A 12756-nucleotide genomic window follows, 5' to 3' on the forward strand; every position below is an offset into this window, starting at 1 on the left:
CACCAGCATAAGCGACCGGCTTTGCGCCGGAATTTTCGAAAGCCTTTACCAAGCTATCGCCCCGCAGACAACCTTTGGCGTCCAAGGCTAAGCTTTGTTTCGCGAAAGATGACCCTTTCGCCACTCCAGCGGTGACCGTGCCCAAATATGGGGCGCGAGGCGGTCCCCGCCGAAAGCTCACGCCAAGCTTTGAAACGGCTCCCCATAGTTTAGCCGGCGTTCCATCCGCACGCGGCATTATCTTTAGCGCCCAGTGCAAGGGCGCGCGAAGCTTAACTATTGGATCTGGCCCGGACAAAGCTCCGCCGTGTTCAGCGCGCACGCGCCAGCTTTCCCGCACGCGGCGTCTTGCGGCTCCAATCGACCAGCATCGAAAAACGCCGTCCGGCGGCTCGCTCCCTGCTCCTACCGGGCGGTGAGTCGGTCGCCGTCCTTTTCAAGTTAATTCACCGTTTAAGGGTGAGGTTAATATGTATCGCTCTGACTTGTGTCGTTAACTCGCTATTATCTATCCAAATTTACTTCGAATTGAGCCCCGCATGGTCTTCTGACTACATCAGTTTCGGGGGTTCCACAGTGACCTACTTCACGGCGAAGACTTTTGAACTTCACAATGGCGGCGCTTCTTACTCGTACGCCGAGAACGGCGATACTCTGCGGTTCGAAGTGCGCTCGGGCGACAGGTGGAAGTACGACACGTCGTATAAGGAGCGCTCCGAGATCTCGAGCTACAAGCTGTTCGACTACGGCAAGACTTATCAGATCAGCTACAGCTTCATGATCGAGAACGGTGACCGCAACACCGCGGACTGGCTGCTGATCGGCCAGATTCACCAGACCGAAGATGCGGCCGACCTGCCCACTAGCCCGCCTTTCGCGATCGAGCTGGTCGGGGAACGCATGCGGATCGTCGCTCGCACGACCACTGAAGCGACCACGACCGTTCAGCCGCCGATGCAGGTGCTCTGGATGGACTCGGCCGACATCAAGCGCGGCCAGTGGTACGACATGAAGATCGAGGTCAAGTTCGACCCGTACGGCAATGGCGTCATCAATGTCGTCCGCGATGGCGTGATCATCGTCCAGTATTCCGGCCCCACCGGCTTCGTGGACCTGAAGGGGTCCTACTGGAAGGAAGGGATCTACCGGGAGTCCTCGCCGGAGACGATGGCGGTCGATTTCAAGGGCCTGACGGTGGCCGAGTCGACCGGAACGAGCATTCTTCAGGGTGCGGTCACTCTGGCGAAGCCGGCGCTGGAAAGCAGCGCGAATGTGGTCACGGCTGTCACGACCACCGTTCTGCCCACGGGCGGCATCGATCTCACGCTGTCCGGCACGGCGGCCATCAACGGCACCGGGAACGAACTGGCCAATATCATCAAGGGCAACGACGCGGCCAACACGCTCAACGGCAACGGCGGCGATGACACGCTGTACGGTTTCGGCGGCAACGACGTTCTCAATGGCGGCGCCGGCGCTGACAAGATGTACGGCGGGCTCGGTGACGACACCTACAACGTCAACGACGCCGGCGATCAGACGATCGAGTTGGCGGGCGAAGGCGCCGACACTGTCAATGCGTCGCTGAGCTGGACGCTGTCGGCGAACATCGAGAATCTGAACCTGACGGGCAGCGCGGCCATCAATGGCGCCGGCAACGAGCTCGCCAACGTCATCACGGGCAACGAGGCGGCCAACGTCATTTCCGGCGGAGCGGGCGATGACCTGTTGCGCGGCAACGGCGGCAACGACACCCTGTGGGGCGGCGACGGCAACGACACGCTCAACGGCGGAACCGGCGCCGACTTGATGTACGGCGGTCGCGGCGACGACGTCTACAACGTGGACAATGTCGGCGACCAGGTCATCGAGTACGCTGGCGAAGGCGTTGACCTAGTCAATTCGACGGTCTCATTCACGCTCGGCGCGAACGTCGAAAACCTGGTGCTGCTGGGGACCGGCGCGATCAACGGGACCGGCAACGCCCAGGCCAATGCGATCACCGGCAACGAAGCAGCCAATGTCCTTTACGGGATGGACGGCAACGACATCCTCCGGGGCAACGGCGGCAATGATGTCCTCTGGGGCGGCGCAGGCAATGACACGCTGTCGGGCGGCGCGGGCAATGACACGCTGCACGGCGGAACCGGGGCCGACATCATGAGCGGCGGCTCTGGCGCGGACGTCTTTGTCTTCGATACGCTCGCCGACATCGACTACAACGACACGATCCAAGACTTCGTCTCGTCGCAAGGCGACAAGGTCGACCTGCGGGCGATCGACGCCAACGTCAATGTCGCCGGCGATCAAGCCTTCACCTACCTGGGCGCTGGCGCCTTCACCGGCGTGGCTGGCCAGCTCCACATGGTTCGCGAGAGCTCGAACGTCTGGCACGTCGAAGGCGACATCAACGGGGATCGCGTGGCCGACTTCTCGTTCACGATGAACGTCGGGTCGGCGCTTCTCGCCTCAGACTTCTTCCTCTGAGCGGAGAAGAGCGGGATCAGTTCCTGTAGTAAGTGTTCCAAGACGACCTGCGGTCTCCCCGCAGTCGTCTTGTGACGCGTCGCAGTACTCGCGTGATCACGGGCCCGACGATGACACCCGCCGCGAACGCGATAAAGATCAGAAGCCAGGAAATAGCACCGGACGCCATTTGATCGGTCGGCCCACTTTTAGCAGGATGGGGTTGCAGCGTGAGGGCCCCGCCAGAATTGGTTGGGCCTTGAGCTTCCGCCCCTCTTAGCAGGCGGCATCCTGCTTGTGCAGCGACAAAAAACAGCGTGACGCTAAATAGCGCGCATAACGATCATCGGGCCGACGGGGCCGCCTCGATTCATCCAAGATGGCGGCGCCGACCATCGCTCTCGCGGCGTTCGAGCAGGCACGCCGCCGCCCTTCGCGTATGAAGCGAATATGCCTGAGGCCTTGACGCTCTCGCGCCCCCCCGGGCCGGCCCGTCGGCGCCATCAAGTCTGGAGAAGGTCTCGATCATAGCCGCGAAGCCGAACGGCGGTGAGCACGCCAGTGACATAGGCTCCGGTGTCGAGGCCGATTCGCCATGGCTTGACTTCGGGCGCCTTGAGGACGGTGTGGCCGTGCACCACCACCTGGTCCGCCGCTCTCCGGGCGCGCAGGAAAGGCTGTCGTATCCAAAGCAGGTCAGTCTCGTCCTGGTCCTCGAGCGGCACATTGGGCCGTACGCCCGCGTGGACGAACAGATAGTCGCCGCAGATCGCCCAAAGCGGCATCCCGCGCAGCAGGTCCCAATGCGCCTGGGGGACCTCCTGAAGAAGCCGCTCACGAATGAGGGTCCAGTCTTCCTCCGTGGGGTGAGGCGGGAGTTGAACGCCGTAAGCGTTCAAGGTGGCCTCGCCGCCATGGGCGCACCACATGGCGCCGCCCACGCCCTCGTCAGCGAACCCAAGCATGGCCTGCTCGTGATTGCCGCGAACGCAGATCGTCTCGCACCAGTCCGCGGATCCCAAATCCAAGGCGATATCCAGGCAGAGGCGTGACGCCGGCCCGCGATCAATCAGGTCCCCCAGAAAAACAATGGTCGGCTTGCCAGCCGCAAGAGCCGCGGCGTCCTGGTGAATCAGATCGATCATGCGCTGCAAAAGATCGGCTCGACCATGTACGTCGCCGATGGCATAGACGAGCCGCGGCGAAAAGCTGTTCGCCCTCGGCGATCCGCCAGGCTTAAAGAGGTCGAACAATCCCAACTTCACATCTCCGTCGCTCTTTTCGCCTATTAATTGTGGGTGTTTGCCCTGCGGCGCGAGACTATGCCCATACTTAATTCACCTCGTATTTTTTCCGATTTTTCACCGGAAATGCGCACCGTCTGCCCCGAGCGGAGGACTAAGAAGCTTGGGAAAGATCAATGCTTGGATCCCATAGCATGAGGACGGCGCGGAGCGCATTCAGCCTTATTGTTGTCGCGGCGACCCTGGTGGTCGGCGCGACAGCCGAGGCGCGGCCGGCCGACGAAGGGTTCATGAGGCTTGGTCGCCAGGTCGCGCCCCCGCCCGGCTACCTGGCGTTGTGCCAGCGGCTGCCTTCCGCCTGTGGCATGCAAGCCCCGCCCGCGGCCGCGACGCTCTCGCCCGGCGGTCTGCGTCCCAACGCCATCGCGGGATCCTCTGATGCGCGTCGCGCGCCCTATGATTGGCGCGCCGCCCTGGGCGGCCCCGACGCCCTCGGCCAGGCGGACGAGGTGAGCCAGGCCGTCGCGCGGTTGCAATACAGCGCCAAGCTGCTGGATGAGCTCAAGCGCGTGACGCGATCGGTGAATGCGCAGATCACGCCGAAGTCCGATCTTGAGGCTTTCGGGCGTGAGGATTTCTGGGCCCTGCCTCTGACCGAAGGCTTGGGCAAGGGCGGCAACTGCAAGCACTACGTCCTGGAGAAGCGGAAAGTCTTGATCGACGAAGGCTTCGATCCGGAGTCGCTGTCGATCGCCATCGTCCGCATACCCCGTGGCGAGATCCATGCGGTGCTCGTCGTTTCGACCACGGCGGGCGATTATGTGCTCGATAACCTTACGCCGTGGGTCGTCAAATGGTCGGACACGGGCTATGACTGGATCATCAGACAAGGCCCCAGGCAGCAAACGGATTGGTTTACGGTGCTGAGCTGACCAAATCGCGGGCATACCAAAGATCTAAGGCTGTTAGGGGGAGCAGCCTGGCTCCGCGCGTCCTGTCTCTTGGCGCTGGACTGTTCGGCGCTTGCGTCGGGCTTTCGGCCTCGGTTGTCGCCTTCGCTGTTTATTTTCCAAGCACTGGCCTCGCCGGCTTCGTCGCGGATGTCGTTCCGCTCGGCGTGGTTCATGCGGCCAGGGCTGACAGCTTGGCCTCGAAAGCGAGGATCGCCGATGCGCAAGCCTTGGCCGAGCTTGAGAGACTCACCCGCCGGGAACTGAATGAGACCCCGTCGAGTTCTTCCGCATGGCTACGCTTGGCCGCGGTGTATGCGGCGATGGACTCGGGATTGATCGATGGTCGCGCCAAGGCGGCTCTGACGCAATCCTACAGGTTGGCGCCGATCGACTATACGATTGCTCGGCAAAGGTTGTTGTTTGTTTTCAATCACTGGCGCGAAGTTGATCGCGAGACGCGTTCGGCCGCCGCCAATGAGATGAAGGTTCTTTGGCTTCGAACGACACTGAGGACCCGTCTTGAGCAATTGCCTGCAATGACTTCGGACAGCGCCGGCCGAATGGCCGCTGAATTGCTCGTTGAGTCATTGCGCAATGGCAATGTCTCGATTTAAGACGCTCGCATCTTGGCGCAGTCGCCCCCTAAACGGGCGTTGTACCAGTGAAGCTTGGTTTAGGTCGTTGCGCGGTGTTAGATTAGCGTTAAGGCGCCTGTCCGCGACGGCGATGCGGGCGGCGCCTGGCGCCGCGAGGGTATTTCGGGCGACGAATGTGACCACGATTGGGATGTTTGTGCGATGAAGTGGCTAGGATCATTTTGGCTCGTGCTGATGCTCGCGGTCGCGCCGATCGCGGGCGCCGCGTACGCTCAGTCCGCCCCCTCGGCCGCCGCGGTCGCGGCGGCGCAGGACCCGCGCGACGCCGACTATCGGCTGGGCGCCGGGGATAAGCTTCGCGTTATCGTTTTTGGCGAGCCTTCGCTGAGCGGTGAATTTGAGGTTTCCGGATCGGGCATGGTGGCCCTGCCGCTCGTCGGCCAGATCAAGGCCCTTGGGCTGTCGACCAGCGAATTCCAGAACGGCTTCGCCGCGGCGCTGCGTGACGGCTACATCAAGGACCCGCGCGTCAGCGTCGAGGTGCTCAACTACCGGCCGTTCTATATTCTGGGTGAAGTCACCAAGCCTGGCGAATACCCCTACAGCAACGGCCTGACCGTCATGAAGGCGGTCGCCACGGCCAACGGCTTCACCTACCGCGCCGACACGCGCAAGGTCTTCATCAAGCGCGCGAACGAGAACACCGAGCAGCAGATCACGCTCGACGCCGGCACGCTTGTTCTTCCAGGCGACATCATTCGTGTGAAGGAGCGGTATTTCTGATGAGCGCGCTCAAGATGAAAGCTGCGATCGCGGCTGTTGCTCTGATGGTCGCGGCGCCGACGGTGAGCTTGGCCGCCAATACGCCGCCGCCGCCACCGGCCGAGGTGAGCTCCCTGTTGTCGCGAATGGTTGCGGCCTTGGTGAAGGTCGCTGGCCAGAGCCTCAAGGGCGAAGACCTGATCAAGGCTTACAAGGCCGCTCTGACCTCGGAGATTGTCGATAGCGGAGCGCAGCCGTCCACGGTTCTCGCCGCGCTTGACGCAGTCCCCGCTTCGGGTAACGAGCAGCGGCTCGCGCTGAACGCCATCAAGGCGCGCATTCTGAACGCGGAAACGCTCAATAGCCTGAGGCCGACGGCGTTCACCGGGGTTTGGGCGGGGCTTCCGGGCGATTCTTCTTCGTCGTCGGGCGCCGGTGGGGGAGGCTCGGACTACCGTCGCCCCTAGGGGCGAATGTCTAACCAACGGCGAAAACCAAAGGCCGATAGACTGTGGGTGGGGTATTAGTGAAGAATTCGATTGAGCTCGGCGTAGGCATGATTGCTGGCGGCGCGCTGCTTTTCAGCGGCGCTTGCGCGTCGGCGCAGACGGCCTTGCAAGAAAGTGCCGACGTCAACCCGTCGGTTCTGGCGCGGGTCGGCGGCTTCTCGCGTGATCGCAATGTTGGCGTTCTGGAGCGTCCGCGTCCGCAATATGCGACGGCGGGCATCCGAGTCGGCGGCTTCCAGCTGCTTCCGGCCATCGTCGGGCGCGCCGAACACACCGACAACCTGTATGCGACCTCGCGCGACGAAGTCAGTGATACGATCTTCCACATTCAGCCGGCCGTGCTGTTCCAGTCCGATTGGTCGAGCCACTACGTCGCGGCGTTCGGCAATGCGCACTGGCGCCTCCATGCCGACAACAGCTCGGAAGACACGACCGAGTGGCTGGTTGGGGTGAAGGGGCGGCTCGACATCCGTCGAGACGCCGTGGCCGCGGCCGGCGCTTCCTATGAACAGCAGGTCGAGCCCCGGTCATCAACCGGATCGCCGGCTGGAGCCGCGTCGCCGGTGAAGTACAAACTGGCGCGGTTCAACACCGGCGCGGTCAAGAACTTCAATCGCCTGCGGGTCACCGGCAAGATCGCCGTTCAGGATTTCGTCTATGACAATGTCCGGTCTGTGACCGGGGGCGAGATCTATCAGAAGGACCGCAGCAACACGCAGGTGGTGGGAACGGCGCGCGCCGAGTACGCCATCAGCCCTGCGGCCTCGATGTTCGTCGAAGTCTCGGCTGACAATCGCAATTTCCGGAAGCCGCAGCCCGGTTTCGTCGAGCGCGACTCCAGCGGCTACGAAGTCACCGTGGGTGCGAACTTCGAGTATCGCCTCCTGCGCGGCGAGGCCAGGATCGGCCGTATCGAGCAGAACTACGACGACGCCGCCTTTGGCGACGTGAAGGGTCTATCGGTCAACGGTCGCGTGACCTATTACATCACGCCGCTGACAAATATCTCTCTGAATACGGCCCGCAGCGTTGAGGACGCCGCCATCACTGGGGCTGGCGGCTATCTGATGACCAGCAACACGGTTCGCCTGGACCACGAGTTGCTGCGCAATCTGGTGCTGAACGCGGAGGCCGGCTATCAGACCGACGACTACCGCGGCATCGATCGAAACGACAAAGAAAAGCGCCTCGCCGTGGGTGCGACCTACCTTTTGACCAGAGCCGTGGCAGTTCGCGGCCGCTTCGAGCGTTTGAAGGTCGACTCGTCTGGCGTATCGGCTCGTCCGTCGTTTGACGATAACCGCGCTGTAATGTCGCTGTACTATCAGTTCTAGAAAAGCGCGTTCTTACCTCGGGGTTTGTATGGAAAGCCGCCACGCCGTGCCGTCGGGCTCACCTGTTTCACATGACGAGGGGGTCCTCGACCTTCAGCGCCATATCGCGACGTTCCGTCGGCACTTCTGGCTTATGGCTGGTGTTGGCGCGGTCGTCTTTGTTCTGCTAGCCGGCTTCCTGCTGCAACGCCCGGCGTCCTACACGGCGACGGCGGAGATCCTGCTCGACAGCCGCAAGCAGAACATGCTCGACGTCAAGCAGGTCGGACCTGGCGCGGCGGTCGACACCAGCGCCGTCGACACCGAAGTCGAGGTGCTGAAATCACGCCAGCTCGCCGACACGGTGATCACGGAGAAGCGTCTCGATCTTGATCCTGAGTTCAACGGCGCGATCGGAAAGCCGTCGACGAAGCAGTCGATGCTCGAGAAGCTGGGCTTCGCGGCCAAGCCGCAGAAGCCGGTCGAGGCCGCCGACAAGGTCAAGGCCCGCGAGCGCATGGTCGATGACGTGCTTTCGCGTCTGACGGTCGAGCGGTCCGGCGGCACCTACGTCATCCGCATCGGGTTTAGGGCCGGCGATCCCGTAAAGGCCGCCGCCATCGCCAACGCCTATGCGAACGCCTACCTCACGCAGCAGTTGCGGGTGAAGCTGGACGCGACCCAGACCGCCAACCAATGGTTGAATTCCCGCCTGTCCGGCCTTCGCTCGCAGGTCGAGGCCGCGGAAGCGGCGGTCCAGCGCTACAAGGCCGAGAACGGCCTGCTCAGCGCCGATGGAACGACGCTGACGGAGCAAAACATCTCGACGCTGAACAATCAGCTGGCCGAGGTTCGCGCCTCGCAGGCCGAACAGGAGGCGCGGCTGAACACGGCCCGCCGCCAGCTGGCCAGCGGCAGCGCCGGCGACGACGTGGGCGAGGCCCTCAACTCACCGGTCATTCAACAGTTGCGGGCCCAGCGCGCGGAAGTGAGCCGCCGCGTCGCGGATCTGAGCAACCGCTATGGCCCCCGCTACCCGGACTTGCTGAAGGCGCAGCGCGAAGCCGCGGACCTGGACGGGCAGATCCAATCCGAAATCAAGCGCGTCATCTCCAACCTGTCGGCGCAAGCCGATGTGGCCCGGCAACGCACGGCCTCGGTCGAAGCCAGCCTCAACCGCACCCGCGGCACCCTGGCGGCCAACAATGCCGCTTCGGTTCAGCTCAACGAGCTGGAACGCAATGCGGAGTCGGTGCGCACGCTCTACCAGTCGTACCTGGACCGCTTTAAGCAGACGAGCACGCAGCAGGGCGTGGAACAGACGGATGCGCGCGTGATCTCGCCGGCGCGCGTCCCGACCTCGCCGAGCGCTCCGAACGTGCCCAAGAGCCTGGCGCTCGCCATCGCGGCGGCGCTGGTGGCCGGCGTCGGCTCGGTGTTTGCGGCCGCGGCGCTGGAAACCGGTCTCTCCACGTCCGAGGAGATCGAGGAGGCGCTCGATACGCCGCACCTGGCTTCGGTTCCGCTGTTGTCGTCGACCCTGGCCGGCCAGCGCAGCAGCCTGGCTCCGATCGACTACGTGGTCGAAAAGCCGCTCTCGGCTTTCGCGGAATCCTTCCGCAACCTCCGGGCCGCGATTGCGGCTGGCGGGCAGGGGAAGGCGCCGAAGGTCGTGCTCTTCACCTCGGCTCTGCCTGGCGAGGGCAAGACCAGCACCTCGATCGGGATCGGCCGCACCGCGGCCATGGCGGGTCTGCGCACCATTATCGTGGACTGTGACCTGCGTCGTCGCGGCGTCACGCGCGCTGTGGACCTCAAGCCGCAGATCGGCCTGCTGGAAGTTCTGCTGAAGGGGGCGCCGCTGGCTGACGCGATCGTGCTGGACGAGAAGAGCGGCGCCTATCTGCTGCCGCTCAATCGCGAGACCCAGACCAGCCGCGACGTGTTCAACTCGCCGGAGATGGCGACCCTGTTGACGCAGCTTAGAGAGCGGTTTGACTTTGTGGTTCTGGACGGTCCGCCGGTTCTTCCGGTGGCCGACAGCCGCGTGCTGGCTCCGCGAACCGACGCGGTCGTCCTGCTGGCGCGCTGGCGCAAGACCCCGAAACGGGCTGTGCAAGAGGCGCTTCGCGAGATCAACGCCTCTGGCGCCTACCTGGCTGGCGCCGCGCTGACTCAGGTCGACGTGGTCAAGCAATCGCGCGCAGGTTACGGCGATGCGGGCTACTACTATAAAGCCTACAGCCAGTATTACCTCGACTAGAACAAAGTATGCGGAGGAAGCGTCGCTGAACGCTCGCGCGGCATCGCTGCGCGAACTGGAGGCTGCGTGGCTTGGATTATTCTTCGCATGAGCGGACTGAAATAGGATCTGACCGATGAAAATCGCCATCTATGGCCTTGGTTATGTTGGACTGACCGCCGCGGGCTGCCTCACCAAAGAGGGGCACTCCGTCATTGGGGTGGAGGTCAATGAAGACAAGGTGATGCAACTGAACGCCGGCCGGTCGCCCATTACGGAGCCTGGCCTGGACGACCTGCTGACCGCCGCGGTCAAAGAAGGGCGTTTCCTGGCGGTCCAGCACGTGGGCGACCGCCTGGCCGAATGCGACATGGCGATCGTCTGCGTGGGCACGCCCAGCGCTCCCGACGGCTCGCACAACATGAGCTATATCGCGGAGGTCTCGCGCCAGATCGCGCTCTCGGTCAATCGCGACCGCAAGGAGCCCCTGACGGTCGTTTACCGGTCGACCATCCGCCCGGGCTCGATCGAGGGCCTGGTCTACCCGGTGTTCCACTCCATCCTGGGCGACGATGCTCGCGTGATCGAGCTGGTCTACAATCCCGAATTCCTTCGCGAATCCGTGGCGATCAAGGACTACTTCGCGCCGCCGAAGATCGTCATCGGCACCGCCGACGGCGCGCCGTCCAAGAACATGGACCTGCTGAACGCCAACATCGACGCCCCGGTTTTCTACACCGGTTATCGGGAAGCGGAGTTCACCAAGTTCGTCGACAACACCTTCCACGCCGTGAAGGTCGCCTTCGCCAACGAAATCGGCCGGGTGTGCCTGCAGCTCGGCATCAGCGCCAAGAAGGTGCACGAGATCTTCGTCTCGGACACCAAGCTCAATATCTCTGCCTACTACACGCGTCCGGGCGGCGCCTTCGGCGGCTCATGCCTGCCGAAGGATGTGCGCGCGCTGCAGTATATCTCGGGTGACGTGGGCGGTAATACGCACCTGATCGACTCCCTGCTTCGCTCCAACGACTCGCACAAGCAGTTCCTGTTCCAGCACTGCGTCAAGGGCCTGGAGCCCAAGGCCAAGGTGCTGATGCTGGGCCTGGCCTTCAAGACGGACACGGACGATCTGCGCGAGAGCCCGAACCTCGATCTGGCGCGCCGTCTGCTGCAGGCGGGCTATGATCTGTCGATCTATGACCCCGCGCTCGAACCGTCGAAGCTTGTCGGTCAAAACCTGGGCTACGCTTATTCGCAGCTGCCCAGCCTGGCTGATCTCCTGGTCAGCAAGGAGCAGATCGAAGGCGCCAAGTACGATGTCGTCATCGACACGGGCGGCCGCGCCGGTCAACTCGCGCTGTCGACAGCCAAGCTGATCGACATCAACGCCCTTCAATAGGCGCGAACGCGCGTCAGAGGCGACCGTCAATGTCCCAATCCATGCCTTCAACGTCGGCCGCCCCAAGCCTGCAGGGACGGAAGATACTGATTATCGTCGAAAATCTCCCGCTGCCCTTTGACCGTCGCGTCTGGCAAGAAGCCAAAACCCTCCGCGCCGCCGGCGCGGAGGTCAGCGTCATCTGTCCGACCGGCAAGGGCTATGAAGCCGCCTACGAGAACCTCGAGGGCGTGCATATTTATCGGCATCCGCTCCCGGCGGACGGCAACTCGAAGCTCAGCTACCTCTACGAATACGTCTACGCCCTGTTCAATGAGTTCAAGCTCTCGCTCAAGGTGCTGCGGGAGCGTGGCTTCGACGTCATCCAGGGCTGTAATCCGCCCGACCTGATCTTCCTCGTCGCCCTGCCGTTCCGGCTGCTGGGCAAGAAGTTCGTCTTCGACCACCATGACATCAATCCCGAGCTGTTCGAAGCCAAGTTCGGCAAGCGCGGGCTGTTCTGGCGGTTGCTCCTGCTGATGGAGCGGCTCACCTTCATGAGCGCCACGGTCAGCATCGCCACGAATGAGAGCTATCGGCGCATCGCGATCGAGCGCGGCAAGATGAAGCCGCAGGACGTCTTCGTCGTGCGTAGCGGCCCGGACCTCAGCCGGGTCCGACCGGTTCCCCCCGTGCCGGAGCGGCGCAAGGGCCGGCAGTATCTGATCGGCTATGTCGGGGTGATCGGCGAGCAGGAGGGCGTCGACCTTCTGCTTGAGGCGATGAACCACATCGTCAAGGTTCAGAAGCGCGAGGATGTCCAGCTCTGCATCGTCGGCGGCGGGCCCAGCCTGCAACAGCTCAAGACGATGTCGCACGAGCTGGGGCTCGACGCCTATGTCGACTTCACCGGCCGCGCGCCCGACCAGGAGCTGTTCGAGGTGCTGTCCACCGCCGACGTCTGCGTGAATCCTGACCGGGTGAACGAGATGAACGACAAGTCCACGATGAACAAGATCGTGGAATATATGGCGATGGGTAAGCCGATCGTGCAGTTCGACGTGACGGAAGGCCGCTTCTCCGCAGGCGAGTCTTCGCTTTACGCCAAGGCGAACGACCCCGTCGATCTCGCGGACAAGATCCTCAGCCTGCTTGCGGACCCCGCCAAGCGTGCTGAGATGGGGGCCATCGGCCGCACCCGCGTCGAGCAGGAACTCTCGTGGGACTACCAAATTCCAAAGCTGATCTCCGCCTACGAGCGCGTGTTCAGCAAATGATCGGTCCCGGGATCCG

10 protein-coding genes are annotated in these 12756 nt (G+C 63.1%); 9 read left to right on the forward strand and 1 reads right to left on the reverse strand.

What is annotated here, in order from left to right; genetic code table 11:
* The first annotated feature begins 576 nt into the window (after positions 1-576).
* On the forward strand, positions 577-2487 hold the full coding sequence (locus DI526_RS17365) for a heparin lyase I family protein (protein ID WP_304280653.1): 1911 nt from the start codon (positions 577-579) through the stop codon (positions 2485-2487).
* A gap of 482 nt (positions 2488-2969) precedes the next feature.
* Here DI526_RS17365 and DI526_RS17370 read toward each other — a convergent pair whose 3' ends face one another.
* Positions 2970-3719 carry a metallophosphoesterase family protein gene (locus DI526_RS17370; RefSeq protein ID WP_304280655.1) on the reverse strand — a complete coding sequence of 250 codons (750 nt, stop codon included), beginning with the start codon at positions 3717-3719 and terminating at the stop codon, positions 2970-2972.
* 185 nt (positions 3720-3904) lie between these two features.
* On the opposite strand from DI526_RS17370, the gene DI526_RS17375 reads away from it, so the two are divergent.
* The 8 genes from DI526_RS17375 to DI526_RS17410 all read left to right on the forward strand — a co-directional run bounded on the left by DI526_RS17375 (position 3905) and on the right by DI526_RS17410 (position 12740).
* Positions 3905-4642: a transglutaminase-like cysteine peptidase gene (locus DI526_RS17375; protein ID WP_304280658.1), complete on the forward strand. Its 738-nt coding sequence runs from the start codon at positions 3905-3907 to the stop codon at positions 4640-4642.
* Positions 4621-5277: a hypothetical protein gene (locus DI526_RS17380; RefSeq protein WP_304280660.1), complete on the forward strand. Its 657-nt coding sequence runs from the start codon at positions 4621-4623 to the stop codon at positions 5275-5277. Before DI526_RS17375 ends, DI526_RS17380 begins: the two co-directional genes overlap by 22 nt.
* A gap of 216 nt (positions 5278-5493) precedes the next feature.
* Positions 5494-6042, forward strand: a complete 549-nt coding sequence (locus DI526_RS17385; protein WP_304280680.1) for a polysaccharide biosynthesis/export family protein — start codon at positions 5494-5496, stop codon at positions 6040-6042.
* Positions 6042-6488, forward strand: coding sequence for a hypothetical protein (locus tag DI526_RS17390; protein ID WP_304280662.1), 447 nt, complete (start codon positions 6042-6044; stop codon positions 6486-6488). Before DI526_RS17385 ends, DI526_RS17390 begins: the two co-directional genes overlap by 1 nt.
* Before the next feature lie 59 nt (positions 6489-6547).
* Positions 6548-7864: an outer membrane beta-barrel protein gene (locus DI526_RS17395; RefSeq protein WP_304280664.1), complete on the forward strand. Its 1317-nt coding sequence runs from the start codon at positions 6548-6550 to the stop codon at positions 7862-7864.
* Positions 7865-7892: 28 nt separating this feature from the next.
* On the forward strand, positions 7893-10106 hold the full coding sequence (locus DI526_RS17400) for a GumC family protein (protein WP_304280665.1): 2214 nt from the start codon (positions 7893-7895) through the stop codon (positions 10104-10106).
* 115 nt (positions 10107-10221) lie between these two features.
* Positions 10222-11484 carry a nucleotide sugar dehydrogenase gene (locus tag DI526_RS17405; protein WP_304280666.1) on the forward strand — a complete coding sequence of 421 codons (1263 nt, stop codon included), beginning with the start codon at positions 10222-10224 and terminating at the stop codon, positions 11482-11484.
* Positions 11485-11513: 29 nt separating this feature from the next.
* On the forward strand, positions 11514-12740 hold the full coding sequence (locus tag DI526_RS17410; RefSeq protein WP_304280668.1) for a glycosyltransferase family 4 protein: 1227 nt from the start codon (positions 11514-11516) through the stop codon (positions 12738-12740).
* Positions 12741-12756: the final 16 nt, after the last annotated feature.

The organism is Caulobacter segnis (assembly GCF_003243465.1).
Taxonomy (GTDB): Bacteria; Pseudomonadota; Alphaproteobacteria; order Caulobacterales; family Caulobacteraceae; genus Caulobacter; species Caulobacter segnis_A.